Consider the following 24,630-nt stretch of genomic DNA (forward strand, 5'->3'; position numbering starts at 1 on the left):
CCGCTCCACGAGCAGGGGCAGCGGCTCACTGCTGGTGACCAGGTCCCGCAGCGGATGCCGGGCCAGGACCTCGTCCACCTCCGGCGTCAGCGCCGCCGCGAACCTGGCCGCGGTGGGCAGCGAGTCGTCGCGCAGGGTCTCCGCCGCGGCCAGCAGCACAGTGCGGCCGGCTTCCTTCGGCACGCCGGCCGCTGCCCGCTCGTACAGATCAGCGCCCTCTTCCAGGACCAGGCCCGGATCGATGCCCGCCGGAATCTTCATGCCCGCCACGTGACGCCAGGTGGCCACCGGATCGCTCCAGGCCTCCACCCGGTACGACCAGCAGCCGACGGCGTCCGCGGTGACCTCGGCGCCCCAGCGGTCGCTGCCGGGGGCGAGCTCGCGCATCGGCGTCCACGGGCCGGGGCGGCCCTCGGGATCCTTCAGGACGACGTGGGCGGCCACCGCCTCGTGCCCCTCCCGGAACACGGTGGCGGTGACCTCGAACGTCTCACCCACGACCGCCTTCGCCGGCCGGTTGCCGCTCTCCACGGCCGGGCGGACGTCCCGTACCGGGATACGGCCGATGGCCCGGGTCCTCGTCATGGTCCTCACCTCCACCGTGCTCGAAAGCCGGGCCGCGGGGACCCGGTCAGGAACTGATGTGCGGGAAGGGCGTTACCTTCCCGCCGTGGATCTCCGCTCGGAAGCGGGGGATCTCCGCTCCGCCGCCGACGGTCTTCGCCTGACCGCCGCGCCGGGACGAGGCCGTTCGTTCGGTTCCTGCGCACAGGTGACGTGCTGCTCCTGCAGGCAGGTGATCTGCTGTTCCTGCAGATAGGTGATGTGGTTCGTGCGCAGGTACCGTTCGGCCGCGTCCGCCGCCTCCCGCGCGCAGCGCTTGCCCATCAGCACGCAGAGCGTGTAGCCGGAGTCCTCGAACGTGGTCCGCACCGTGCGGTCGTTCGGTGCCGCGAGCATCACGCGTTCCCAGGCCCGGTAACGCCGCAACTGCCGGGCGACTTCGGCTTTGGCTGGTAGCAGCATGGCGCCGATCACCTTTCGGGGCTCGAGGGGCACGGTCTCCCGACGGTCGGACGGCGGCCGTGCGCACAGCGACACGGATCCGTAACGGCGATCGAGTTCTTCACACATGGTGCATGCGCGGCGACGCAGCGTCTTGTTGGATCTTCAACCAGCGGCAGATCAGTGGCAAGCCGGCGGCGGCCCTCCTGGACCGTTCGGGCCATCCCCGCCCCCGCTCACTTGTGCACTCCACCGCCTCAACTGTGCGCTCGTGTTGCACGAACGGACTAGCACCCTCACGCTGAGGGTGACTCAGAAGCGATAGGCGCTCACGTTCCGTGTTCGGGGCTCGTCCCGCAGGACCGCGGGAGCGAGAAGGAGCTGAGCTTCGCGGTGAGGAGCCGACCGATGAAGACCGCAGTGCCCTGCTACTACCACCTCGACGTGGAAGTCAGCCCGGAACGGGTGGGACAGGTCAGCCGCATTCTGGCCGCTCACCTGAAGTTCTGGGACCTGGACAACCTGGTCCAGCCCGTCTGCGGCGGTGCCGAGATGCTGCTCAAGGCCATCGACGAACACGCCAGGGACAAGAACACGTCGATCGAGATGTGGTGGAACGGGCAGCACCTGATCACCGCCATCGGGGACAACGACCGCGCCCTGCGCCCGGACCAGGAGCTGCGAGGCTGCCTGGAGCACCTCGCGGCCGTGAGCGACGGCTGGGGCTGCTGCGCCACCGAGACCGGCAGCAAGGTCATCTGGTTCTCGCAGCGCGCCCGCGCCGGCGAACGCGTCCCGCTGGTGCCGACCGCTCCCGCCCCGCGGGAGAGCGAGGGCCTCGATGTGCCCCGCGAGGAGCGGATCGCGCAGCTGGCCGGACCGGCCGACACTCCGGGCGAGCTCCTGGAGGAGGCCCGGTGACCCGCCGGCAGACTCGGAAAGGGGTGTCCGCCTGGAGCGGGCGCCCCTACCCTCTGGGCGCCTCCTACGACGGTGAGGGCACCAACTTCGCGCTCTTCAGCGAGGTCGCCGAACGCGTCGAGCTGGTCCTCGTCGACGACGACGGCACCCACACCCGGGTGTCGCTGAACGAGGTCGACGGGTTCGTGTGGCACGGCTACCTTCCCGGCATCGGCCCCGGCCAGCGCTACGGCTACCGGGTGCACGGGCCGTGGGCCCCGTCCGCGGGGCACCGCTGCAACCCGGCGAAACTGCTGCTCGACCCGTACGCCCGTGCGGTGGAGGGGCAGATCGACAACCACCCCTCGCTCTACGAGCGCAACCCGGACGGCCCCGACCCGGCCGACAGCGCCGGGCACACCATGCTCGGCGTGGTGACCGACCCGGCCTTCGACTGGGGCGACGACGCCCGGCCCTGCCGGCCCTACGCCGACACGGTGATCTACGAGGCGCACGTCAAGGGCATGACCCGCACCCATCCCGAGGTGCCCGAGGAACTCCGGGGCACCTACGCCGGGCTGGCGCACCCCGCGGTCGTCGAGCACCTGACCTCCCTGGGCGTCACGGCCGTGGAGCTGATGCCGGTCCACCAGTTCGTCCACGACGGGGTGCTGCACGACCGCGGCCTGGCCAACTACTGGGGCTACAACACCATCGGCTTCTTCGCGCCCCACAACGGCTACGCCGCCCACGGCACGCGCGGGGGGCAGGTCGCCGAGTTCAAGCAGATGGTGAAGACCCTGCACGCCGCCGGGCTCGAAGTGATCCTCGACGTGGTCTACAACCACACCGCCGAGGGCAACGAGAGGGGGCCGACGCTGTCCTTCCGCGGCATCGACAACTGCTCGTACTACCGCCTGGTCGACGGCGACTGGCAGCACTACTACGACACCACCGGCACTGGCAACAGCCTGCTGATGCGGCACCCCTACGTCCTTCAGCTGATCATGGACTCGCTGCGGTACTGGGTGACCGACATGCACGTCGACGGCTTCCGCTTCGACCTCGCCGCGACGCTGGCCCGGCAGTTCCACGAGGTGGACAGGCTGTCGGCGTTCTTCGACCTCATCCAGCAGGACCCGGTGATCAGCCGCGTCAAGCTGATCGCCGAGCCGTGGGACGTCGGCGAGGGCGGTTACCAGGTGGGCAATTTCCCGCCGCTGTGGTCGGAGTGGAACGGCATGTACCGCGACGCGGTCCGCGACTTCTGGCGCGGCGAGGACCACACGCTCGGCGAGTTCGCCTCCCGGCTGACGGGCTCCTCCGATCTGTACCAGCACAGCAGGCGCCGACCACGCGCCAGCGTCAACTTCGTCACCGCGCACGACGGCTTCACCCTGCGCGACCTCGTCTCGTACAACGACAAGCACAACGAGGACAACGGCGAGGACAACCAGGACGGCGAGAGCACCAACCGGTCCTGGAACTGCGGCGCCGAGGGCGCTACCCGCGACCCGGCCGTGCTGGAGCTGCGCACGCGCCAGCAGCGCAACTTCCTCGCCACGCTGCTGCTCTCCCAGGGCATCCCGATGCTCTCCCACGGCGACGAACTCGGGCGCACCCAGGACGGCAACAACAACGCCTACTGCCAGGACAACGGGATCTCCTGGATCGACTGGCGGCTCACCGAGGAGCAGCGCGACCTGCTGGAGTTCACCCGGTACGTCATCCGGCTCCGTACGGGGCACCCCGTGCTGCGCCGGCGCCGCTTCTTCCTCGGCGAGACGCTGACCCGGGCCGACCAGCCGTTGCCCGACCTGGTGTGGCTGGCGCCGGACGCCCGCGAGATGACCGACGACGACTGGGAGCGCGGCGACGCGCACTCCGTCGGCGTCTTCCTCAACGGTGACGCCATCGCCGAACCCGACCCGTGCGGCCGTCCGGTCGTCGACGACTCCTTCCTCGTGCTCTTCAACAGCCACTGGGAGCAGGTCGGCTTCCGCCTGCCGAACGCCTCCTACGGCGAACGCTGGACGGCCCTCATCGACACGGCCGACCCGGAGGGCACGCCCGACGAGTCGGAGCACAAGGCGGGGACGGAGCTCACCGTGGGGGCCCGCAGCCTGGTCGTGCTGTCCCGGCCGGCCCGGGCGGCGCGCGAGAAGGGGTGACGCGGGTCAGCGGTCGCGGCGCGCGGTCACCGTGAACTGCGCGCCGTCGTGGTCCCGCAGCACCGCCTCGTCGCCGCCCTTGGACAGGACACTGCCGCCGTGGAGTTCGGCCGCTCGTGCGCAGGCCTCGACATCGTCCACGGAGAAGTGGATCTGCCAGTGCGGGCGGATCGCGGGGTCGGGGGCCGCCCCCAGGGCACCGGACTCGATCCGGGCCACGACGTCCCCGCGGCTGCGCAGCACGACCTCGCCGCCCTCGTAGTGGACCTCGCAGCAGCCGGGGCGCTGGGAGGCCCAGTCGAGGACCTCGCCGTAGAAGATCGCCGCGTCGAAGGCGTCACGGGTGTGGAGCGTGATGAAGGCCGGCTGTGCGTTGCGCCAGGTCTCCCAGTCGGTGAAGAGGTCGCCCTCCCAGATGCCGAAGGTCGCCCCGTCCCGGTCGGCCAGCAGCGCTGCCCGGCCCGGCGGCAGTGAAATGGGCCCGACCGCGACCGTGCCCATGCGCTCCTGCACCCGCGCCACCGCGTCGTCCGCACTGCGGACCGCGAAGTACGGCGTCCACGCCACCGCCATCTGCCACATGGTCGCCACCCCCGCGATCCCGGCCACCGGCGAGCCGTCCGCCAGCGCGATCCGGAACCGGTCGCCGAGCTTGGCCGGCCGCCACTGCCAGCCCAGCACGGCGCCGTAGAACTCCTCGGTCGCCTTGACGTCCCGGCTGGTCAGGCTCACCCAGCAGGGCGCGCCGACCACGGAGTGTGATGAGACGACGTCCTTCGTGCCGGAGGAGGTGGGCATGTCGTGGTTCATGGCAGTCGCGTCCTGATCTCGTCGGCCTGGCAGCCACCGGAGGATTGACACCAGTGTCCAACCGGAACCGCTGTGGGCGCCTGCCGAGTACCCCGGCGGGGGCGCCGAAACGGCGTCCGGCCTGGTCCGCCCCGGTGGCACCGGGCGGGCCCAGTGACGACCATAGAGGGGTCGGACACTGCGTCACCGTACTCAAGCACCCGGTGGGACCTTGGGCGCAGCGGCGCACCGGACCCGGAGGTGACCATGCCCGCGGACGGGGGCTCGGATCGGATCTTCGAGCTGCAGGAAGAGGTCCTGCAGCTGAAGGAGGCGGTCGTCTCCCACGCCGTCGTGGACCAGGCGATCGGGATGGTCGTGGCGCTCGGCCGGATCTCGCCCGACCAGGGCTGGGCCGTGCTGAAGGAGGTCTCCCAGCACACCAACATCAAGCTGCGCAACGTCGCGGAACTGATCCTCGTTTGGGGGCGCAGGGGCGTCATGCCCGAGGAGATCCGGGCCGCGCTGGAGGACGCCCTCGACCGCGCAGGACCGACCCAGATCCCCGGATCGCCGCCGGAGGCGTGATCCGATCCGGGGATCCGCGGGCACATCTCCCCCGGTTCACCGGGCCTCGGTCAGCAGCTCCTCACGCAGATGGGCGAAGCAGCTGCTGAGCAGCCGGGAGACGTGCATCTGCGAGATGCCGAGCTGCTCCGCGATGCGGCTCTGCGTCATGCCCTTGAAGAACCGCAGGTACAGGATGATCCGCTCGCGCTCCGGCAGCGCCTCCAGGCAGGGCCTGACGGCCACGCGGTTGACGACGATGTCGAAGGCCGGGTCGGGCCCGCCGATCGCGTCCCCGAGGGCGTAGCCGTCGGTCCCGGGCATCTCCGCCTCCAGCGACAGTGCGGAGAAGCACTCCAGGGCCTCCATGCCGGTGCGTACTTCGCCCTCGGTGAGCTGGGCGTACTCGGCGATCTCAGCGACCGTGGGGGAGCGGCCCGGGGTGGTCTGCGACAGTTCCTTGGCGGCGTGCCGCACCCGGTTGCGCAGGTCCTGGACCCGGCGGGGCACGTGCAGCGTCCACATGTGGTCGCGGAAGTGGCGCTTGATCTCACCGGTGACCGTCGGCACCGCGTACGCCTCGAAGGCGTTGCCGCGGGCCGGGTCGTAGTGGTCGACCGCCTTCACGAGGCCCAGAGCGGCCACCTGGTACAGATCCTCGAGGGCCTCGCCACGGCCCCGGAAGCGGACGGCGATCCGCTCGGCCATGGGGAGCCAGGCCTCGACCAGCTCGTCCCGCAGGGCCTTGTGCTCGGGCCCCTCGGGCAGCCGCGCGAGACGGGCGAACGCCGCGGCGGTGTCGGGGGCGTCGTCGTGGGGGTGCGGTCGGGTGCTGCCGGCGATACGCATGGTGCGCACCTCCCTGAGCAGGTGCTGAATGGACAGACACCGCGGGAGGCGCGGACACGGACCTCACGGAGAGCACCGGGGGTCCGGCCTGCCGGCTCCCACGCACGTGCCTCCTGTCCGAAGCACTTCACTGCCCATTCCCGGGCAGGGATATAGCGAAACAATTAAGACAATACGGCAATCGAGGGTCATGGGCGCTCTCAGGTGCCCCTGCCGATCGGAATCGGACCGATCGGCTCTGATGCAGAGCTGATCTCGGCCGCATGGAGCCGGAGGCCGACGCCGCTGTTCTTCGGGTCGGCTTTACGCTCTGTACCCGCCCTCGGCGTCACCGCCGCCTCGGACCTGCCGGCCGGCCGGCACGTTGATCTTCACTCGTGGAAGTGATGTGCGGCACGCCTGGGCAAGCGCTTTCTCCGGCTGTTTCCGGATAACCGCTGGGCACGGCTTGATCACCGATCAAAAAGGATGAACTGCCTGGCCACGGCGCATTCTGCTCATTTGACAGTGCGCTGAGACCACAGATAGGAAGCAGCTTCCAGAGGTCGAGAGGTGCAGCGTGTACGAGCCGAACGTGGTCGGGGACTGGCATGAGTACGACGAGTACGCCGGTCTGCGCGTCCGGGTCCACCGTCTGGAACTGGCCGAGCCGCCCCGCGGCCGTGACGACGCCGCTGACGGACTGACGTACTTCTGCCTCCGCGTGACGGTCGAGAACCGCGGCCGCCGCCACCTCGGCGTCCACCTCGAGGACGGCCAGATCGACGTCCGGCTCGGCCCGGACGGGGAGAGCGCCTTCATCGACTGGCGCAACTCGCAGTTCATCGAGGGCTTCGACGTCTATCCGCTGCGCCGGGCCACCGCTGTGCTGTACGCGGCCGGCGCCGAGGCGTCCCTGAGTCTCGTGGACGTCCAGGTGCAGTTGCGCGTCGAGGAGGAGTGGACCGGCCGCCGGTTGTGGGCCGGCGGCATCGGCGCGCACGAGGGCCCGGCCGGCGGCCCGCAGGGCGCGGTGCGGGACAGCCTGGCGCACCAGGTGAGCGTCTTCCTGCGGGATCAGGCGGAGGAAGGCACCGCCTGATCCGGCGTCAGGGCGTCGCGGAGATCAGTGCGCGATGCCGTCGATGATCTCGCGGGCGCCCTGACGCAGCAGGGCCACGGCGACCGAGGTGCCCAGCGTGGCGGGGTCGAGGCGTCCCGCCCACTCGTGGGCGTTGAGCCGCGTCTTGCCGTCCGGGGTGAACACACAGGCCCGCAGGGACAGTTCGCCGCTGCGGTCCACCTGTGCGAATCCGGCGATGGGGCTGTTGCAGTGTCCCTGCAGCACATGCAGGAACATGCGCTCGGCGGTGGTCTCCCGGTGGGTGTCCGGGTCGCCCAGACCGCTCACCGCGTCGATCAGTGCGGCGTCGTCCTCGCGGCACTGCAGCGCCAGCACGCCCGCGCCGATGGGCGGCATCATGGTCTCAGTCGAGAGGACCTCGCTGATCACGTCCTCACGGCCGATGCGCTCCAGGCCGGAGACCGCGAGCAGCAGGGCGTCCGCCTCTCCGGCGGCCAGCTTCGCCAGGCGCCGGTTGGCGTTGCCGCGGAACGGCACGCACTCCAGATGGGGGTGTGTGGCGGCCAGCTGCGCGACGCGGCGCACCGAGGAGGTGCCGATCCGGGTCCCGGCCGGCAGCTCGTCGAGGGCGAGCCCGCCCGGGTGGATCAGGGCGTCGCGGATGTCGTCCCGCTTGAGGAACGCTGCGAACACGGTGCCCGCCGGGAGCGGCCGGTCGGCGGGGACGTCCTTCACGCAGTGCACGGCGAGGTCGGCCTCGCCGGCCAGCAGCGCCGCGTCGACCTCTTTGGTGAACGCGCCCTTGCCCTCGACCTGGGACAGGTCGCCCATCCATTTGTCGCCGGTGGTCTTCACCGGCACGACCTCGGTGCGCACTCCGGGGTGGGCGGTGGCCAACTCGGCCCGGACTCGCTCCACCTGGGCGAGCGCCATGGGGGAGTCGCGGGAGACGATGCGGATCAGTTCGGGGACGGACATGCGGACACGATAGACCCTCCCGCTGGTGCGTTCGTGCCGTACCTCCCCCGACTGCCCCGCACCGAGCGTCAGTTCGGGACGAGCGGCTCGCTCAGTTCCACCGCGCGCAGGGCGGCGGCGAGGGCCCGCCCGTCGCCGACGTCGAGGGCGGTGTCGGTGAACTTGACCACGTGTTCGTCGCCGTGGGCGAGGGCGCGTTCCAGCATCTCCTCCGCCGTGCGCCGGGGCGCGGGGACGCGCGTGACGGGCTCGGCGGTGGCGTACATGGCCGTGACCGCCGCCGACGCGGTCCACGCCGCGTGCAGGCTCGGGGCCCACAGCGCGCGGGGGAGGAACCGAGGGTGCGCAGGACGGCGTTGGGCGCGGTCGCCGCGTGCACCAGCATGGTCGCCTCGCCGTGGCCGTGGGTGGCGTAGCGGTGGGTCGCGGCCCGGACCAGTTCGGCGAGGCGGGCCCGGGCCGTGTCCGGGTCGCTCACGTCGTCCGCCCACAGCGGCAAGCGTCGTACGGCCGCCAGCCGGTCGGGGAATCCGCCCCGGGGATCGGCGATCGGCGGAACGGCGTCCAGGGACCGCGCGGCACTCGGCGCCGCGGGCAGGACGGCGATACCGGAGACGGGCCGGTGCCGGGCGGCCCAGTAGCCCAGTCCGTGCGCGAGTTCGGCGAGCCGTGGCGCGTTCTCGCGGGCCTCCAGGGCCCGTACGGCATGCCCGACGCGGATGACGGGATGCGTGGATCCGCCGTACATCCCGGGCAGCAGTCGCGGCCACCACTCGGCGAGGACGTCCCGCCACGGCTGCTCGGTGAGCGCGTGGCCGAAGTACCCGATCCAGTCGGCGGCCCGGCGCGGATCGCCCAGCGCCTCACGCCAGTCGGCGCCGGTCACGGGAGCGACGGGCCCGGGCAGATCCTCCAGCTTGTGCCGGTACAGGTCCAGCCAGCGGTGCACGGCGTCCGCCCGGCCGTGCGCGGCGAGCGCCTCCACGACCATGGGGGCGTGGGGTGAGCCGGCCGAGCCGCTCCGGTCCCGAGGCGTGGAGACGTCCGAGGGCCTCTTCTAGGGCTCCTGTCGTGTCGTGCGTGTCCATGCCGGGACGGTATGCGGCCGCCCCGCGCCGGGGGATCGGGCGCGGGGCGGAGTCCGGGCCCGGCCGCAGGCCTAGGCCTCCGGCGGGGCCGGTGCCGTCAGGCGTACGGGTCGAAGGCGATGCCGGAGGGCTTGGCGGATGCCAGGTGGTTGGCGAAGTTGGCGTCCTTCAGGCCGAAGTTGGCGCTGCCGAAGTCGTACGACGTGAGCTTGTCGCGCACCCCGGCCGGGAAGCCGTTCCAGCCGACCAGCGCCGGGTACTGCCAGGTGCCCTTGTGATTCTCCGGCGGCTCGTCGTTGGAATTGGCCGCGCGGAAGCAGTGGGTCCTGATGCCGTCCTTGTGGTAGACGATCTTCGCGTGCGTGCCGTCGAAGCGGACGCCGGACGCCGCGTGCACCGTGAACCCGCCGTGAGCGGACGTCGACACGTACTTGACCTGGTTGTCCTGCACGAACACCGCGACGTGCTCGAAGTCGTGCCGGTGGCCGCCGATGCCGCTCCCGGCCACGGCCTGGTCCTTCTCGAAGTAGAGGGCGTACAGGATGGCGCACCAGCCGTTGTTGCACTTGGACCGCGCGTAGCCGTTGGTGTTGTCGAGGTCCGAGGCGTCCCGGCAGTCGCCGTTGAGGGCGCCGGTCGGGTTGAGCCCGCCGTTCACGGCGCCGTTCGAGCCGATCGCGGCCGTGGAGTAGCAGCCGTCGGTGTCGTAGTCGTAGGCGGGCTGGTACGTCTTCTCCAGCGTGTCCGCGTTGGCGGGCAGTGCCGGCGGCGGGGCGGCGAAGGCCGTGGCGGGGAAGGCGAGGACGAGTGCGGCGGCACCGGCTGCTCCGGTGAGCCATCTCCTGCGGTGGGCGAACGGGCGTGACGACACTGCGTCCTCCTCGGTCCGGGCGCAGCCCAACGGCTGTGGGGGAAAGGGAGGTTCAGCTTCCACGTTGAACGCGTCCATGCCAAGAGGGATGAAGGATCTCAGGGGTGAAGCGCAGCCCAACAGCCGGAGACCGGGCCGTCGTTTCAGACCAGGTCGTCCGGGATGTCGGCCGCCGCCTCCTCGGGCGCGAGGTCGGGCCGGAGCCGCAGCCAGGACGGCTGGCGCAGCAGCCCCTCCCGGGTGCGGGTGCTGTAACGGACCTCGCCGACCAGGCGGGGCACGACCCAGTGCGCACCCGGAGCGCGCGGGGCGGGGTCGAAGGGGCAGACGCCGGTCGCGGCGGCCCTCAGCAGCCCTGCCAGTTCCGTGCGTTCGGCTTCGCTCCAGCCGGTGCCCACGCTGCCGACGTAGCGCAGCCGCCCCGCGGCACGCTGGCCGACCAGCACCGCGCCGGGCAGGCCGGTGAGCCGTCCCTTGCCGGGCTGCCAGCCGCCGACCAGGACGTCCTCGGTGCGCATGTTGCGGATCTTGATCCAGGCCCGGGAGCGCACTCCCGGTTCGTAGACCGAGTCCAGCCGCTTGCAGACCAGGCCCTCCAGGCCGTGCTCCCGGGTGGCGCGCAGGGCGTCGGCGCCGTGGCCGACGAGTGCGCGCGGGGTCGACCACGAGGGGCCGGTGAGGCCGAGGCCCTCGAGCGTCGCGCGGCGCCGCGTGTAGGGGAGCCGCAGGAGGGAGTGGCTCTCCAGGTGCATCAGGTCGAACAGCACGAGATGGACCGGGACTTCCGCCGCCCGCCGCGCGGCCCTGGCGGGTGCGTGGGCCAGGCCCATCCGGGACTGCAGCAACTGGAAGCTGGCCCGGCCCTGGTCGTCCAGGGCCATGATCTCGCCGTCCAGTACGGCGGGTGTGGTGCCGAGGGCGGTGCCCAGCGGCCGCAGTTCGGGGTAGGCGGCGGTGATGTCGTCCCCCGAGCGGGCGCGCAGCAGTACGCTGCCGTCCCCGGGCAGATAGACCACCACGCGCTGGCCGTCCTGCTTGGTCTCGTAGGCCCAGCGCGTGTCCTGCGCGGCGGGCGGCAGGGTGCCGGACGTGGCGAGCATGGGCGGGATCAGCGGCAGGTCCACGGGTGAGGTGTCGACGAACGAGCGGGCCGTCACGCGTGTTGTGCGGCTCTTTCCCCTGAACGGCGCCGCCGGGCCGGCCCGCGGGACCGCTGTCACTCGAGGGCGACCTGCGCATCACCCGATTTACTTGAGTTACGCAACGAGATGGTAATCTGGCGCTCATGTCCACACCACCGCTCCCCGACGTCCCCACCCCGGAAGTGATCGAGATCGAGCGTGCGCTCACCCGCATCACGTACCTGAGCACACGCGCCCGCCAGCACGAGCGGCTGATGGCCCTGGCGGGCGTGCCGCTCGACCGTGCCGCCGTCGCACTGCTGCGGCAGATCTCCGACTCCGAGCCGTTGCGGCCGGGAGAGCTCGCCGTCCGCCTGGGCGTGGAGGCCTCGCACGTCACGCGCACTGTGCAGCAGTTGCAGAAGTCCGGGTACGTCACCCGCGTCCCCGACCCGGACGACCGCCGCGCCCAGCGCATCGAGCTCACCGACGCCGGCGGCGAGGCCATCGCCAAGGTGCGCGACGCCGGGGTCCGCGGTATGCAGATGGCCCTCTCGGGCTGGTCGCCCGACGAGCTGCGGCAGCTCGCGACGCTCTTCCACCGCATGGTCGACGACTTCCTGGCCCACGCCGTCGACGAGGAGGGCGAACCCCCTTCGGCCCCGGCCGGCAAGGCCTGACCCCGGGTCACCGTGGAGCCGCATCAAGCGGATCGGCCCGCTCGGCGACCGCGGCCGCCGGCGGCGCCGGCTCGCGCAGGCCGCACAGCAGCAGCCGGCCCAGCACGGGCAGTGCGATCAGCGGCAGCAGGGCCGACCGGAGGGACGTCGCGTCGGCCAGGGCTCCGAGCGCGGGGGCCGCGAGGCCGCCGACGCTCACGGCCAGGCCCAGCGTGACCCCGCTCGCGGTCCCCGCACGCCGGGGCAGAAAGTCCTGGCCCAGCGTGATGTGCAGCGAGAACGGCACATACAGAGCCGCCGACGTCAGCGCCACGAACAGGTACACCGGCGGCCCGGGCGCCAGGACCAGCCCGGCCACGGCCGGGACCGTCAGGGCGTACGACCGGCGCACCACCCTCATCCGCCCGTACCGCCCGGCCAGCCGGCCCCCGGCCAGCGTGCCGGCCGCACCGCCGGCGTAGAGCACGAACAGGGCCGCCGTACCGGCCGCCTCACCGCCGCCGGTGCGCTCCCGCACGTACAGCGAGACGAACGTGCTCAGGCCGACGAACACCACGGAGCGGCAGACCACGGCACCGGACAGCCGCACGAAGGACCCCCAGTCGTCCTCGCCGACGGCGGCGGACGCACCGGCACTCCCGGCGCCGGACCCCGCCGAGCGCACCGCCGCCGCACACAGCGCCGCCCCCGCCAGGGCCGGGACGACCAGCAGCGGCGAGGCGCGCAGCCCGCCCGTGGCCACGACGGCGAAGACCAGCAGGGGTGCCAGGGCGAAGCCGGTGGTGCCGCCGAAGGAGAACCAGCTCATCCCCGTGTGCCGGCCGCGCGCGACGGCCCGCGCCACCCGGGCGGCCTCCGGATGGTAGGCGGCCACGCCCACCCCCGAGACGGCCACCACCATCAGGGTCAGCCCGTAGGAGCCGGTGACCCCGCTCAGGGCGACGCCCGCCCCGGCCGTCAGCGCGCTCAGCGGCAGCAGCCACGGCATCGCCCACCGGTCGGTGAGTACCCCGAACAACGGCTGCACCAGCGACGACAGCAGGGAGGCTGCCAGGACGACACCTGAAGCGGCGGCATAGGAGTAGGCACGCTCGGCGACGAAGTACGGAACCAGGGCGGCCACGGCCCCCTGGTACACATCCACGCAGGCGTGCCCCAGGGACATCAGGGCGACAGGGCGGGCGGGTCTCGTAGCGGTCACCAGGCGATCGTCGTCCGTGAGGCATCTGGCCCGCTTCCGATAATCTGCCGGACTGTGCCGAACATCCGCCACACTCCCCAGGCGCCGACCCGCGCCCAGCGGCTCACCGCCGGCGACCGCATCGACGCGCACCGGCACGACGACCACCAGATCGTCTACGCGGGCGCCGGAGTCGTCGCCGTCACCACCCACGCCGGGACCTGGTTCGCGCCCGGCACCCGCGCCATCTGGGTCCCGGCAGGCACCGTGCACGCCCACCGCGCCCACGGCCGGCTCGACCTGCACCTGGTCGGCCTGCCCGCCGGCGACAACCCCCTCGGCCTGGATCACCCGGCCGTCCTCGCCGTCAGTCCGCTGCTGCGCGAGCTGATCCTCGCCTATACCCGTGACCCCGGCGACGGCAGCGCCGAGCGCCGCCGGCTGCGCGCCGTCCTGCGCGACCAGCTGCGCCTCTCGCCCCAGCAGCCGATGCGCCTGCCCACCCCCGCCGACCCGCGCCTGGCCGCCGTCTGCGCGCTCGTGCACGCCGACCCGGCCGACGTGCGCACCCTCGCCGAGCTCAGCGCCGCGACCGGGGTGGGGGAGCGGACCCTCAGCCGGCTCTTCCGCGACGAGTTCGGTATGACGTTCCCGCAGTGGCGCACCCAGTCACGGCTCTACCACGCCCTGCGGATGCTGGCCGACGGCCTGCCCGTCACGACGGTGGCCCACCGCTGCGGCTGGTCATCCGCCAGCGCGTTCATCGACGTCTTCCGCCGCTCCTTCGGCTACACGCCGGGCAGCCGTCACCGGCGCTCCCGGGACCCGGCGGAATGACCTGTCTACCGACCGGTAATAATGCGCGGCAGGCCTTCAGAGGAGGAACCGTGCCCCGGTCCGAACGCTCGCCCCTGCTGCTCGCCGGCCTCTTGGCCGCCGCGGGCGTCGCCCACTTCGCCACCCCGCGCCCGTTCGACGCGACCGTCCCGCGCGGCCTGCCCGGCACGCCGAGAGCCTGGACCTATGTGAGCGGGGCCGCCGAGCTCACGCTGGCCGCCGGCCTGGCGCTGCCGCGCACCCGCAAAACCGCCGCGCTGGCCACGGCGGCCTTCTTCGTCGGAGTGTTCCCCGCCAACGTCAAGATGGCCGCCGACTGGCGTCACCGCCCCACGCCGCAGAAGGCCGCCGCGTTCGGACGCCTGCCCCTGCAGGTGCCCCTCGTGCTCTGGGCCCGCGGTGTCGCCCGCAACGCGGAGGGCAGGTCGTGACCGCGCGCGTGGAGACCGGGGACAAGGCCGAGGACTTCGCTCTGCCCGACGAGACCGGCACCGTCCGCAGCCTGTCCGGGCTGCTCGCCGAGGGGCCGGTCGTGCTCTTCTTCTACCCGGCCGCCCTGACCCCCGGCTGCACCGCCCAGGCCTGCCACTTCCGCGACCTCGCCGCCGAGTTCGCCGCCGTCGGAGCCCGCCCCGTCGGCATCAGCGGCGACGACGTCGAGCGGCAGCGGGAGTTCGCAGGACGGCACGGCCTCGGCATGCCGCTGCTGTGCGACACCGACGGCGCGGTCCGCGAGCGGTTCGGTGTGAAGCGCGGCTTCTCCCTGGCGCCCACCAAGCGCACCACCTTCGTCATCGCGCAGGACCGCACGATCCTCGACGTCGTACGCAGTGAACTGCGCATGAACGCGCATGCCGACCGGGCGCTCACCGCGCTGCGCGCCCACCGGGCCTGACACTGTCACGAATGCCGCGCCGCGGTTGATAGAGGGCGTCAAAGGGATAATCCTGGACGATATGGAGGACGCCTCCGCTGCTGCGATCATCGACGCCCGCGGCACAGTGACGGGATGGAGCGAGGGTGCCCGGCGGCTGACCGGCTACCCGGCCCGTGAGGCCCTTGGCCGTGCTGTACGGGAACTGCTCGCCGAGGCCGTGCCGCTCGAGGCGATGTCCGCATGGTCCGGCACCGTCATGGTGCGGCACCGCGACGGCTATCTCGTCGGGCTCCGGGTCAAGGCATGCGCCGTGACGGGCCCGGACGGGGAAGCGGGCGGATATGTGATCACCGCCGCGTCGCCCGGCCGCGGGGAGACGTCCCTCGCGGGCCGCGCCTTCCAGCAGGCGTCCATGTCGATGTCCGTCTTCGACACCGGTCAGCGCTACCTGCGGCTCAACGACGCCGCCTGCCATGTCATGGGCGTGTCCGAGGAGACCCTGCTCGGCCGGCACTTCCCGGAGACCGTGGAGGAGGCGGCACACAGCCGCGGCTTCAACTGGCACCTGCGGCACGTCGTCGAGACCGGACGGCCGCTGCGGTACGAGAGCTACACCGGTGCGCCGGCCCTCAACCGGGAGCACGCCTGGGTCACGGAGATGTGGCCGGTCAGGGATGCCGCCGGCGAGCTCCTGGGGACCGCCCTGGCCGCGTTCGACAGCACCGAGCAGTACTGGGCCCGGCAGCGGCTGGCCCTGCTGAACGAGGCTGCCGCCGCGATCGGCACCACGCTGGACGTCGTCCGCACGGCCGAGGAGATGATCGGGGTCGTGGTGCCCCGGTTCGCGGACTTCGCGAGCGTGGACCTGTTCGACTGGGTGCTCGGCTCGGACGAGGCGCCGACGGTGTCGACCGAGGAGATCACGCTGCGCCGGGTCGCCCACGGCTCCGTCACCGAGGCCACTCCGGAAGCGGCCGTCCATGTGGGAGAAGTGGACGTCTACCCCTCCTTCTCGCCGATCGCCCGGGCCATGCGGGAGGGCCGGGCCATCATCAGCCAGGCGGGGGAGCCGGCGTTCATGCGCTGGGTCGCCGAGCGCAACGCACGCGCCCCGGAAGGGCGCCCCTACCGCAAGGGCGTCCACTCGATGATGGCCGTACCGCTGCGGGCCCGCGGCACCACGCTCGGTGTCGCCGTCGCCGTGCGCGTGGCGCAGCCCGACGACTACGCCGACGACGACGCGGTGTTCGCCGAGGAGCTCGCCAGCCGGGCCGCGGTCTGCGTCGACAACGCCCGCCGCTTCGCCCGCGAACGCACCACCGCCCTCGCCCTCCAGCACAGTCTGCTGCCGAGGGGCCTGCCCGGCCAGGCCGCCGTCCAGGTCGCCCACCGCTATCTGCCCTCCGGCTCGGCGGCCGGCATCGGCGGCGACTGGTTCGACGTGATCCCGCTGTCCGGCAGTCGCGTCGCACTGGTCGTCGGGGACGTCGTGGGGCACGGCATCCCCTCCACGGCGACCATGGGCCGGCTGGTCACGGCCGTCCGCACCCTCGCCGACGTGGACCTGCCGCCGGACGAGCTGCTCACCCACCTCGACGACCTGGTCACCCATCTCGCCTCGGACGACCAGGGCGACGAGGTCGCCGAACTCGGCGCGACCTGCCTCTACGCCGTCTACGACCCCGTCACACGCCGCCTGAACCTGGCCGCCGCCGGGCACCCCGCACCCGCCCTGGTGCTGCCCGACGGGTCCGCCCGGCTGGTCCCCATGAGCGCGGGGCCACCGCTGGGCGTGGGAGGGCTGCCGTTCGAGGCGACGGAGCTCCAGCTGCCCGAGGGCTCCGTCGTCGCCCTCTACACCGACGGACTCATCGAGGACCGCGACCGCGATGTCGACCACGCCACCGAGGAGCTGTGCCGGGCCCTGACCGTGCCCGCCGACTCACTGGACGCCCTGTGCGACACCGTGCTGAAGGCCGTACTGCCGGAGGAGCCCAGCGACGACGTGGCCCTGCTGCTGGCCCGTACCCGGGCGCTGGGCGCCGATCAGGTCGCCACCTGGGACGTCACGCCCGACCCCGCCGAGGTGGCCGTCACCCGGCAGGCCGCCACCGAGCAGCTCACCGCGTGGGGACTGGACGAGACGGCCTTCGTCACCGAACTCGTCGTCAGCGAACTGGTCACCAACGCCATCCGGTACGGCGCCCCGCCCATCCAGCTCCGCCTGATCCGCGACCAGACCCTCATCTGCGAGGTGTCCGACGGCAGCTCGACCTCCCCGCACCTGCGGCGGGCGCACCAGGACGACGAAGGCGGCCGTGGTCTGCTGCTGGTCGCGCAGCTCACCCAGCGCTGGGGGAGCCGGCAGACCACCCGGGGCAAGACCATCTGGTGCGAACAGTCGCTCACGCCGCTGTTCTGACCGGCCGGCTCATTTCCCTGCCGCGTCCGCCGCGACCTGGGCGAGCGTGCGGCCGGACGTGGCCGAACGCGCCCGGCGGGGGTCGGGCGCCCCCTGCGTCCGGGCCGCTTCCCCGGCCCGCTTCACGAGCAGCCAGGCCTCCTCGCCGTCGCCGCTGCCGTCGCCGCGGAACCGGGTCAGGGCGTACTCGCCGTGCAGCTTGGAACCGCTCAGCCGGAACGTGGCGTGGCCGCGCTCCAGCGATTCCGCGAAGTCGACGGGCCGGCCCCTGCGGTCGTGGCTCAGCGGCTCGTACGTGCCGTGGTCCCACACGATCACCGTGCCGCCGCCGTACTCGCCGCGGGGGATCACGCCCTCGAACTCCTCGTACTCCAGCGGATGGTCCTCCGTGGGCACGGCCAGCCGCTTGTCCTTCGGGTCCGCCGACGGCCCCTTGGGGACCGACCACGACTTCAGCACGTCGTCCACCTGCAACCGGAAGTCGAAGTGCATCGTGCTCGCGTCATGGATCTGCACCACGAACCGGGGCCCGTCCCCGGCGGACGCCCCGCGTCCCCGGGGCTCGCCGGTCCGGTCGAAGTCCCGCTTGCCGCGATAGTCCCGCAGCCGGTCCCGCTCAGCCACCCGCTACTCCTTCTCGCCTCGCGGGCCCCGGGTACCCGTCAGAACTCCTCGTGCACCTCGGGGTCCCCGCCGACCCGCCGCTGCGCACGGTCCGCGACGGACCGCATCTCGTCCTCGCTCAGCTCGAAGCCGAAGACGTCGAGATTGGCGCGCTGCCGCTCGGGGTTCGCCGACTTCGGGATGGGCACCGCACCCAGCTGCGTGTGCCAGCGCAGCACCACCTGCCCGGCCGACACCCCGTGCGCCTCGGCGATCCGCGCCACGGCGGGGTCCTGGAGCAGGGGCGTGCCCCGGCCCAGCGGGCTCCAGCTCTCGGTGACGATGTTCTTGCCCGCGTGGAAGGCACGCAGGTCCTCCTGCGGAAGCAGAGGGTGCAGCTCGATCTGGTTGACCGAGGGCAGGACCCCGGTCTCCTTCTCCAGCCGCTCGATGTGCCCGGCCGTGAAGTTCGAGACGCCGATCGACCGGACGAGCCCCTCCTCCCGCAGCTTGATCATGGCCTTCCAGGAGTCGACGTACCGGTCCACCCGCGGCAGCGGCCAGTGGATCAGGTACAGGTCGACGTACTCCAGGCCGAGGCGGGCCCGGGACTCCTCGAAGGAGGCGAGGGTCTCCTCGTAGCCGTGGTGCCGGCCCGGGAGCTTCGTCGTCACGACGATCTCCTCGCGCGGCACAACGCCGGAGGCCACACCGCGGCCGACCCCTGTCTCGTTGCGGTAGTTCGTCGCCGTGTCGATCAGGCGGTAGCCCGCCTCCAGGGCCGAGAGCACCGCCTGCTGCGCCTCGTCGTCGCCCAGCGGCCAGGTGCCCAGGCCCAGGGCGGGGAGCGTCGTACCGTCGTTGAGCGTGTGGGTCGGGATGCTGATCACCGTCGGACCTTCCCGTTGACTGTGTCGTCCCTCCAGCGTCACGGATAGGGTGAGCAGCGATCAACCGGACGGGTGGGGAATGAGGACGGCGGACGGCATGGGCAGCGCCGAGGAACGGCCGGCGACGGGATCGGGGCGTCCCACCTCGCGGGACGTCGCCCGGATCGCCGGCGTGTCGCACACCGCGGTGTCCTTCGTGTTCAACGGCCGTGCCGACGGCAACCTCTCGCCCGCCACCCAGGAACGCATCCGGCAGGCCGCAGCCCAGCTCGGCTACCGGCCCGACCCTGTCGCCCGCGGCCTGCGCCGCAGCCGTACGGCCGTGATCGGCCTGATCACCGACGAGATCGCGTCCTCGCCGTTCGCGGGACGGCTGCTGCGCGGCGCCATGGACACCGCGTGGGCGGACGAGCACCTGGTCCTCACCGTCGACTCCGGCGGCGACCCGGCCAAGGAGGACGCGGCGGTCGCCGAACTTCTGGACCGGCGCGTCGACGGCATCATCTACGCGGCCATGTCGCTGCGCAGCGTCCGCGTCCCCGAGGGCCTGCACCGCACCCACTCCGTCCTGGCCAACTGCCTGCCCGAGGACGACTCGCTGCCCGCCGTCATCCCTGCCGAGCGCGCCGGCGGCCGTACGGCGGCCCGGCTGCTGCTGGAGCAGGGGCACCGGCGGGTCGCGCTCGTCGGCGGGCACGACGACATCGCCTCGGCGGAGCGGCTGCGCGGCTTCCGCGATGCGCTGCGCGCCGAGGGCATCACCGTGCCGAGAAACTGGGTCGTACGGACCGGAGCGGAGATTTCCAGCGGCTACGAGGGCGCCGCGCGCCTGCTCGACGGCACACCGCCCGAAGTCCGGCCCACCGGGATCTTCGCCTACAACGACCGGGTCGCGGCGGGCGTCCTGCACGCCGCGACCCGGCTCGGCATCGCCGTACCCGGCGACCTGTCGGTGGTGGGCTACGACGACCAGGAGCACATGGCCGCCCACCTCGCGCCGCCCCTCACCACCGTCGCCCTGCCCCACCGGGCGATGGGGGAGGCCGCCGCGCGGCTCCTCCTCGACTCCATCGCCACCGGCCGGACACCGCCCGCCACGGTGCGGCGCCTGGCCTGCCCGGTGATCAGCCGCGCGTCGGTGGGACCAGCGCCCATCCGGTGACGGACGCGCCGGACGTCACGCTCAACTGCCGTGTGTCGTCCGTGCGTTGGTAGATGCGCTCGGTGACCGTGGCCCGGTCGCCGACGAACAGTTCGTACAGCGAGCCGTCGACGAGGACCCGCAGCGTGAGCTCCTCCTGCGGCGCCACACGGACGACGAGGGGTTCCGCCGCTTCCTTGCGGGGCCAGTCGCCCCGGTCCAGGGTCACGGTGCCTTCGCCCGGATCCAGACGGACCGTCAGCTCGGCACCCGAAGCCGACCTCAGCAGGCTCACCGCGGTGTGGGCGCGGGCGCTGACCGTCAGGTCGTAGGCCGCCGGCAGCGTGGCCCGGCCCGGGGCGGTCACGAACGGCTCGGCAGCCCGCAGCCGGTGCAGCTCCGGGGCCGGGGACACGCGCAGCGCCCCGTCCGGATGGACGTCGACGACACGCGGCGCCGTGAGGACACCGGCCCAGTCGGCCTCGCCCTGCTCGCGGGCCTCCCACGACCAGCCCCACATCAGGGCGCGGTCCGGCTCCTGGAGCACGGCGGGGGCGTAGAAGTCGCGGCCGTGGTCGAGCAGGCCGCCCGTGCGGACCGTGAAGCGCAGGTCCGAGTCCAGACGGCCCGTGAGGTAGCCCGTGGTCCAGGGGTGGCCGTCCCACAGTGACACCACCAGCACCCACTCGCCGCCCCGCGCGGCGTACAGCTGCGGGCACTCCCAGCCGGTCGCCCGGCCACCGAAGGCGGCCCGGGAAGCCGGGTCATGGCCGTCCAGGAGCACCCCCGCGAACCGCCAGTCGGTCAGGTCGTCGCAGTCGTACAGCAGGACCGACGGGGTGCCGTCGGCGTGGCCCGCGCCGACCAGCGCCCAGCGGCGACCGTCGTGCCGGAAGACGAACGGGTCGCGGAACATCACCACGTCCAGGTCCGCGGGCGGGCCCGTGACCACCGGGGTGGGCAAGGGGGTCCAGTCGGTCAGCTCCGGGTCGTCCGGGTCCGCGGCCCGGGCCAGGCAGATCGTGCCGAGGCCGGTGTGGTCGCGGTCGACCCCGGTGTAGACGGCCGTCGGCACGCCTCCGTCGTCGACCACGCACCCCGACCAGCAGCCCGCCTCGTCCGGGCCGCCCGGGGTCGGGGTGAGCGCGATCGGATGGTGCTCCCACCGGACGAGGTCGGGGCTGGAGGCGTGGCCCCAGTGGACGTTGGCGTGCACCGGGGCGTCCGGGTTGTGCTGGTAGAAGAGGTGATGGCGGCCGCGCCAGAGGAAGGGACCGTTGGGGTCGTTCATCCAGTTGGCGGGCGGGCGGACCCGGAAGCGCGGGGCGTGCGGGTCCTGCGGGGGAGCGGCGAGGCTCAACGGTTGACTCCTGCGGACGTGATGCCCTCACGCAGAGGGCGCTGGCCGACGACGAACACGGCGACGGCGGGAATCATGGAGAGGACGACACCGGCGAGGACCACGGAGATGGAGCCGGTGCCGAGGTTGCCCTGGAGGGAGACCAGACCCAGCGGCAACGTGTAGTTCTGGCCCGACGTTTCGAGGATCAGCGGCCGGAAGAACTCGTTCCAGTGGTAGTTGAAGGCCAGGACGCCGACGATCGCGAGGCCGGGCGCGGCCAGCGGGGCGTACACGGACCGGAAGGTCCGCCAGGGCCCGGCCCCGTCCAGCATGGCCGCCTCGCCGAGGTCCTTGGGCATGCCGAGGAAGTACTGGCGCATCAGGAACGTGCCGAACGCGGTGGGGAACGCCGGGATGATCAGCCCGAGCAGGGTGTCGGTCAGGCTCATCGACTTCAGCACCAGGAACACCGGCACGATGGTGACCTGCAACGGCACCATCATCGTCGCCAGGACCAGACCGAACAGCGGCTTCTTGAAGCGGAACTCCAGCCGGGCGAAGGCGTATCCGGCCAGGCCCGCCGTGATCATCTGGCCGACCGCGATCAGCCCCGTGACCAGCGTGGAGTTCAACGCGAGCAGCCACACGTCGATCTGGTCGAACACCCCCCGGTACGCCTCGGTGGAGGGGTTCGCCGGGATGAGCTGCGGCGGCAGGTTGAACGCCTCGGCGGGAGTGCGCAGCGAGGTGGAGACCGTCCACACCACCGGGCCGAGCGTGAGCAGCGCGCACACGGTCAGCCCGGCGATCCGCGCCCAGGGTGCGAGCCCGTGCCGCACACGGCTGGAGGTCAGGGTTGCTTGGCTCATGGGAGGACTCACCCGGCTCACTGGTAGTGGACGAAACGCCGGCTGAGCCGGAACTGGAGGGCCGTGACCGCCATGATCAGCACGAACAGCAGCACACCCACTGCGGACGCCTCACCGAAGCGCAACTGCTCGAACGCCGTCTCGTAGATGACCATCACGACCGTGCGGGTGGAATCGCCGGGGCCGCCGCTGGTGAGGACGTAGGGCTGCTCGAAGACCTGGAGGGCGTTGATGATGCCGACCACCGAGGCGACCAGCAGCGTCGGCGACAGCAGGGGCAGGGTGACGGCCAGGTGCTTGCGCAGCCCCGTCGCACCGTCCAGCGCGGCGGCCTCGTGGATCTCTTTCGGGATGTTGTTCAGCCCGCCGACGAACAGCAGGAACGAGAAGCCGAACTGCTGCCACACATAGACCAGGACCACGGTCGTCATCGCCGCGTTCTCGGACGTCAGCCACGGCACCGGCGCGATCCCGACGAAGCCGAGCAGCCAGTTGATCACCCCGAAGTCCTGGTTGAACAGGTACTTCATCACCACCGAGATGGACGCGGCGGACAGGACGAGGGGGAAGAAGAACGCCGAGCGGAACACCGACCGCAGCCAGCCCGGCATCCGTCCGTTCAGCGTGAGCGCGAGGGCCAGCGCCACGAGCAGTTGCAGCGCCACCGCGAAGATCATGAACACCAGCGTGTTGCGGAACGAGACCAGCACGGTCTCGTCGCCGAACACCTCCCCGTAGTTGGAGAGCCCGGCGTAGCGCGGCGAGTCGATGACGTTCCACTGGAAGAGGCTGAGGAACACCGAGCCGACGATGGGCACGACCGTGAAGACGACGATGCCGACGATCGTGGGGGCCAGGAACAGTGTGGCCAGCAGCCGGGTGCCGCGGTCACGGGCCGAGGGGCCCTTCGGCGCCGGAGCCGGCGGGGCTGCGGGGCGTTCGGCACGCGCGGGCGGGATCTGGGTGTTCGTCATATGTCCCGCTCCATGGCCTTCTCCAGATCGCCCTGCATCCGGCGCAGCGCGGGACGCACCGAGCGTGAGGACGCCAGGGCCGTGCCGGTGTGCTTCAGCAGCACCTGCTCGACCTCGGCGACCTGCGGCGGCGCCGGGATCGGCCCCGTGTCGGGGAACCGGTCGAGGGTGTCGTAGAAGACCGGCCAGTGGGCCGGGCCGGTCTTCTCGTAGCGGTCGGCGGTCAGCAGGGAGCGGCGGGCCGGGGTGGTCTGGTTCGTGGCGAACAGCCGCGTCAGGGTGTCCTTGCGGGCGGCGTACTTGATGAACTCCCACGCCTCGTCCTGCATCTTCGACGTGCGCAGCAGTGCGTAACCCGCCGCCCCGTACTGCATGCGCTGGGTGCGCCAGCGCGGGAAGTACTGCACGTCGAACCCGTCCCGTTCCATCCCGGCCAGGTGCAGACCGCCCGCCCAGAAGCCGCCCGCCGGAGTGACACCGACCCGGCCGGTGGAGAACACGCCGATGAGGTTCTGGCCGTTGCCGCCCTCGGGGCGGGTGCACAGGCCGTCCTGGATGAGGGAGGCGAGATAGTCGTAGACCTCCTCCACCCGGTCGTGGGTGGCCTGCGGTGTCGTCCAGCGAAAGCCTCCGCCGCGGCCCTTGCGCTGCCCGGCGGGGTAGAAGCCGTCCCACAGCCAGTCGCCGCCGGGCGCCTTGGACTCGGCGAGCAGGTTGGTGTCGTTGGCGAACAGCCAGGGCACCACACCGCCCCAGAGCCGGTTGGTCCAGAAGTACGGCGTGAAGCGGGAGCCGCTCGACCTCTTCATGTCCCGCAGCAGCGCCGTGAAGTCGTCGCGGGTCCAGCCGGCCGGCGGGAACCGCGCTCCCGCCCGCCTCAGCACCTGCCGGTTGAAGTACATGTCGGCCGCGTTGAACTCGACCGGCAGCTGGTGGAGGCTGCCCTCGTACATCATCGACTCCACCAGCGAGGGGTGGACGTCGGCGAAGTACTCCTTCAGCTCGGCCGCGTCCCGCTTGACCCATTTGTCCAGGGCCACCCCGAGGCGCTGCGCGAAGAGCTGCACGCCCTCGGTGGCGACGTAGACGAGGTCGGGGGCAGTGCCCGCGGCGACCTGCGTGAGGATCTTCGCGAAGAAGTCCGACCAGTCGACGGCCTGGACCGCGTTGATCCGGAGCCTGATGTCGGGGTGCAGCTCGGCGAAGCCCTCGCGGAGCGTGCGGATGGCCTCCGGCCCGTAGGCGGGGCCCAGCGTGGCGACGACGAGGGAGCCGTCGTCCCGGCCGGGGATGTCGGCTCCGGTGAGCCGGTCCCAGCTCGCGGCGGTGCCGGCCAGGGCGGCGGCCCCCGCGCCATAGGCGCCGTACCGCAGCAGGGTGCGGCGGGTGAGGTGCGAGTCGGTCATCGTGTGT

24 protein-coding genes and 1 pseudogene are annotated in these 24,630 nt (G+C 72.2%); 10 read left to right on the forward strand and 15 right to left on the reverse strand.

All coding sequences use genetic code 11. From position 1 onward, the window contains the following. Both IO24_RS0126085 and IO24_RS0126090 read right to left on the reverse strand, forming a co-directional pair. Positions 1 to 585, reverse strand: a 585-nt coding sequence (locus IO24_RS0126085; protein WP_031139501.1) for a maltotransferase domain-containing protein, incomplete at its 3' end; no start/stop codon positions are given. A gap of 72 nt (positions 586 to 657) precedes the next feature. Continuing rightward, the gene (locus IO24_RS0126090; protein ID WP_031139503.1) at positions 658 to 1,026 is read right to left on the reverse strand and encodes a DUF5133 domain-containing protein; all 369 of its coding nucleotides are present in this window, start codon (positions 1,024 to 1,026) and stop codon (positions 658 to 660) included. Positions 1,027 to 1,413: 387 nt separating this feature from the next. Here IO24_RS0126090 and IO24_RS0126095 point away from each other — a divergent pair, with 387 nt between their 5' ends. Together IO24_RS0126095 and glgX are read left to right on the forward strand one after the other, a co-directional pair. Next, the gene (locus IO24_RS0126095) at positions 1,414 to 1,926 is read left to right on the forward strand and encodes a hypothetical protein (protein ID WP_031139505.1); all 513 of its coding nucleotides are present in this window, start codon (positions 1,414 to 1,416) and stop codon (positions 1,924 to 1,926) included. Next, positions 1,923 to 4,076 carry a glycogen debranching protein GlgX gene (gene glgX / locus IO24_RS0126100; RefSeq protein ID WP_031139507.1) on the forward strand — a complete coding sequence of 718 codons (2,154 nt, stop codon included), beginning with the start codon at positions 1,923 to 1,925 and terminating at the stop codon, positions 4,074 to 4,076. The genes IO24_RS0126095 and glgX overlap by 4 nt, the downstream gene beginning before the upstream one ends. A gap of 6 nt (positions 4,077 to 4,082) precedes the next feature. Here glgX and IO24_RS0126105 read toward each other — a convergent pair whose 3' ends face one another. Next, positions 4,083 to 4,886 carry a VOC family protein gene (locus IO24_RS0126105; protein ID WP_031139509.1) on the reverse strand — a complete coding sequence of 268 codons (804 nt, stop codon included), beginning with the start codon at positions 4,884 to 4,886 and terminating at the stop codon, positions 4,083 to 4,085. Between the two features lie 246 nt (positions 4,887 to 5,132). On the opposite strand from IO24_RS0126105, the gene IO24_RS0126110 reads away from it, so the two are divergent. Continuing rightward, positions 5,133 to 5,453: an ANTAR domain-containing protein gene (locus IO24_RS0126110; RefSeq protein ID WP_031139511.1), complete on the forward strand. Its 321-nt coding sequence runs from the start codon at positions 5,133 to 5,135 to the stop codon at positions 5,451 to 5,453. 36 nt (positions 5,454 to 5,489) lie between these two features. Here IO24_RS0126110 and IO24_RS0126115 read toward each other — a convergent pair whose 3' ends face one another. Then, on the reverse strand, positions 5,490 to 6,281 hold the full coding sequence (locus IO24_RS0126115) for an RNA polymerase sigma factor SigF (protein WP_031139513.1): 792 nt from the start codon (positions 6,279 to 6,281) through the stop codon (positions 5,490 to 5,492). A 559-nt stretch (positions 6,282 to 6,840) separates the two neighbouring features. Here IO24_RS0126115 and IO24_RS0126120 point away from each other — a divergent pair. Beyond that, positions 6,841 to 7,362, forward strand: a complete 522-nt coding sequence (locus IO24_RS0126120; RefSeq protein WP_031139515.1) for a hypothetical protein — start codon at positions 6,841 to 6,843, stop codon at positions 7,360 to 7,362. Between the two features lie 24 nt (positions 7,363 to 7,386). Here the strand turns inward: IO24_RS0126120 and hemC are convergent, their stop codons facing one another. The 4 genes and pseudogenes from hemC to ligD all read right to left on the reverse strand — a co-directional run bounded on the left by hemC (position 7,387) and on the right by ligD (position 11,405). After that, positions 7,387 to 8,322 (reverse strand): hydroxymethylbilane synthase, encoded by a 936-nt coding sequence (hemC, locus tag IO24_RS0126125; RefSeq protein ID WP_031139518.1) that lies wholly within the window; start codon positions 8,320 to 8,322, stop codon positions 7,387 to 7,389. Positions 8,323 to 8,390: 68 nt separating this feature from the next. Then, positions 8,391 to 9,410: pseudogene (locus tag IO24_RS41015) on the reverse strand (questin oxidase family protein). 97 nt (positions 9,411 to 9,507) lie between these two features. Continuing rightward, complete coding sequence (locus IO24_RS0126135) at positions 9,508 to 10,281, reverse strand: NPP1 family protein (RefSeq protein ID WP_031139520.1); 774 nt, start codon at positions 10,279 to 10,281, stop codon at positions 9,508 to 9,510. A 143-nt stretch (positions 10,282 to 10,424) separates the two neighbouring features. Further along, positions 10,425 to 11,405, reverse strand: coding sequence for a non-homologous end-joining DNA ligase (gene ligD / locus IO24_RS0126140; protein WP_031139522.1), 981 nt, complete (start codon positions 11,403 to 11,405; stop codon positions 10,425 to 10,427). A gap of 161 nt (positions 11,406 to 11,566) precedes the next feature. Here ligD and IO24_RS0126145 point away from each other — a divergent pair, with 161 nt between their 5' ends. After that, complete coding sequence (locus tag IO24_RS0126145) at positions 11,567 to 12,082, forward strand: MarR family winged helix-turn-helix transcriptional regulator (protein WP_031139524.1); 516 nt, start codon at positions 11,567 to 11,569, stop codon at positions 12,080 to 12,082. A gap of 7 nt (positions 12,083 to 12,089) precedes the next feature. On the opposite strand, the gene IO24_RS0126150 is transcribed toward IO24_RS0126145, so the two are convergent. Continuing rightward, positions 12,090 to 13,247 carry an MFS transporter gene (locus IO24_RS0126150; protein ID WP_045296546.1) on the reverse strand — a complete coding sequence of 386 codons (1,158 nt, stop codon included), beginning with the start codon at positions 13,245 to 13,247 and terminating at the stop codon, positions 12,090 to 12,092. Positions 13,248 to 13,337: 90 nt separating this feature from the next. Here IO24_RS0126150 and IO24_RS0126155 point away from each other — a divergent pair, with 90 nt between their 5' ends. From IO24_RS0126155 to IO24_RS0126170, 4 genes are all read left to right on the forward strand, one after another. Then, on the forward strand, positions 13,338 to 14,099 hold the full coding sequence (locus tag IO24_RS0126155) for an AraC family transcriptional regulator (RefSeq protein WP_031139528.1): 762 nt from the start codon (positions 13,338 to 13,340) through the stop codon (positions 14,097 to 14,099). Positions 14,100 to 14,149: 50 nt separating this feature from the next. Continuing rightward, complete coding sequence (locus IO24_RS0126160) at positions 14,150 to 14,530, forward strand: DoxX family protein (RefSeq protein WP_031139530.1); 381 nt, start codon at positions 14,150 to 14,152, stop codon at positions 14,528 to 14,530. Next, the gene (locus IO24_RS0126165) at positions 14,527 to 14,994 is read left to right on the forward strand and encodes a peroxiredoxin (RefSeq protein WP_031139532.1); all 468 of its coding nucleotides are present in this window, start codon (positions 14,527 to 14,529) and stop codon (positions 14,992 to 14,994) included. The genes IO24_RS0126160 and IO24_RS0126165 overlap by 4 nt, the downstream gene beginning before the upstream one ends. Positions 14,995 to 15,055: 61 nt before the next feature. After that, positions 15,056 to 17,398: an ATP-binding SpoIIE family protein phosphatase gene (locus tag IO24_RS0126170; RefSeq protein WP_031139534.1), complete on the forward strand. Its 2,343-nt coding sequence runs from the start codon at positions 15,056 to 15,058 to the stop codon at positions 17,396 to 17,398. Between the two features lie 9 nt (positions 17,399 to 17,407). Here IO24_RS0126170 and IO24_RS0126175 read toward each other — a convergent pair whose 3' ends face one another. Both IO24_RS0126175 and IO24_RS0126180 read right to left on the reverse strand, forming a co-directional pair. Next, complete coding sequence (locus IO24_RS0126175; RefSeq protein WP_031139536.1) at positions 17,408 to 18,022, reverse strand: DNA polymerase ligase N-terminal domain-containing protein; 615 nt, start codon at positions 18,020 to 18,022, stop codon at positions 17,408 to 17,410. 38 nt (positions 18,023 to 18,060) lie between these two features. Further along, positions 18,061 to 18,891 carry an aldo/keto reductase gene (locus IO24_RS0126180; protein WP_031139538.1) on the reverse strand — a complete coding sequence of 277 codons (831 nt, stop codon included), beginning with the start codon at positions 18,889 to 18,891 and terminating at the stop codon, positions 18,061 to 18,063. 97 nt (positions 18,892 to 18,988) lie between these two features. Here IO24_RS0126180 and IO24_RS0126185 point away from each other — a divergent pair, with 97 nt between their 5' ends. Beyond that, entirely contained in the window at positions 18,989 to 20,053 is a 1,065-nt protein-coding gene (locus IO24_RS0126185; RefSeq protein ID WP_031139540.1) for a LacI family DNA-binding transcriptional regulator, read from the forward strand. Here IO24_RS0126185 and IO24_RS0126190 read toward each other — a convergent pair. The 4 genes from IO24_RS0126190 to IO24_RS0126205 are packed head-to-tail and all read right to left on the reverse strand — an operon-like array spanning position 20,016 to position 24,623. Beyond that, positions 20,016 to 21,392: a glycoside hydrolase family 32 protein gene (locus IO24_RS0126190; RefSeq protein ID WP_031139542.1), complete on the reverse strand. Its 1,377-nt coding sequence runs from the start codon at positions 21,390 to 21,392 to the stop codon at positions 20,016 to 20,018. The genes IO24_RS0126185 and IO24_RS0126190 overlap by 38 nt on opposite strands. Continuing rightward, the gene (locus IO24_RS0126195; protein WP_031139544.1) at positions 21,389 to 22,243 is read right to left on the reverse strand and encodes a carbohydrate ABC transporter permease; all 855 of its coding nucleotides are present in this window, start codon (positions 22,241 to 22,243) and stop codon (positions 21,389 to 21,391) included. The genes IO24_RS0126190 and IO24_RS0126195 overlap by 4 nt, the downstream gene beginning before the upstream one ends. Before the next feature lie 17 nt (positions 22,244 to 22,260). Beyond that, positions 22,261 to 23,217, reverse strand: coding sequence for a carbohydrate ABC transporter permease (locus IO24_RS0126200; protein ID WP_031139546.1), 957 nt, complete (start codon positions 23,215 to 23,217; stop codon positions 22,261 to 22,263). Beyond that, positions 23,214 to 24,623 (reverse strand): extracellular solute-binding protein, encoded by a 1,410-nt coding sequence (locus tag IO24_RS0126205; RefSeq protein ID WP_031139548.1) that lies wholly within the window; start codon positions 24,621 to 24,623, stop codon positions 23,214 to 23,216. Before IO24_RS0126205 ends, IO24_RS0126200 begins: the two co-directional genes overlap by 4 nt. Positions 24,624 to 24,630: the final 7 nt, after the last annotated feature.

The organism is Streptomyces flavovariabilis (assembly GCF_000725785.1).
GTDB classification, from domain to species: domain Bacteria; phylum Actinomycetota; class Actinomycetes; order Streptomycetales; family Streptomycetaceae; genus Streptomyces; species Streptomyces hawaiiensis.

Excerpts from the sequence above, each read along its gene's own strand:
- IO24_RS0126200 (WP_031139546.1), bottom strand. The coding sequence starts at position 23,217 with ATGACGAACACCCAGATCCCGCCCGCGCGTGCCGAACGCCCCGCAGCC.
- IO24_RS0126205 (WP_031139548.1), bottom strand. The coding sequence starts at position 24,623 with ATGACCGACTCGCACCTCACCCGCCGCACCCTGCTGCGGTACGGCGCC.
- IO24_RS0126105 (WP_031139509.1), bottom strand. The coding sequence starts at position 4,886 with ATGAACCACGACATGCCCACCTCCTCCGGCACGAAGGACGTCGTCTCA.
- IO24_RS0126115 (WP_031139513.1), bottom strand. The coding sequence starts at position 6,281 with ATGCGTATCGCCGGCAGCACCCGACCGCACCCCCACGACGACGCCCCC.
- IO24_RS0126095 (WP_031139505.1), top strand. The coding sequence starts at position 1,414 with ATGAAGACCGCAGTGCCCTGCTACTACCACCTCGACGTGGAAGTCAGC.
- IO24_RS0126170 (WP_031139534.1), top strand. The coding sequence starts at position 15,056 with ATGGAGGACGCCTCCGCTGCTGCGATCATCGACGCCCGCGGCACAGTG.
- IO24_RS0126185 (WP_031139540.1), top strand. The coding sequence starts at position 18,989 with ATGGGCAGCGCCGAGGAACGGCCGGCGACGGGATCGGGGCGTCCCACC.
- IO24_RS0126145 (WP_031139524.1), top strand. The coding sequence starts at position 11,567 with ATGTCCACACCACCGCTCCCCGACGTCCCCACCCCGGAAGTGATCGAG.
- IO24_RS0126195 (WP_031139544.1), bottom strand. The coding sequence starts at position 22,243 with ATGAGCCAAGCAACCCTGACCTCCAGCCGTGTGCGGCACGGGCTCGCA.
- IO24_RS0126150 (WP_045296546.1), bottom strand. The coding sequence starts at position 13,247 with ATGTCCCTGGGGCACGCCTGCGTGGATGTGTACCAGGGGGCCGTGGCC.
- IO24_RS0126110 (WP_031139511.1), top strand. The coding sequence starts at position 5,133 with ATGCCCGCGGACGGGGGCTCGGATCGGATCTTCGAGCTGCAGGAAGAG.
- IO24_RS0126090 (WP_031139503.1), bottom strand. The coding sequence starts at position 1,026 with ATGCTGCTACCAGCCAAAGCCGAAGTCGCCCGGCAGTTGCGGCGTTAC.
- hemC (WP_031139518.1), bottom strand. The coding sequence starts at position 8,322 with ATGTCCGTCCCCGAACTGATCCGCATCGTCTCCCGCGACTCCCCCATG.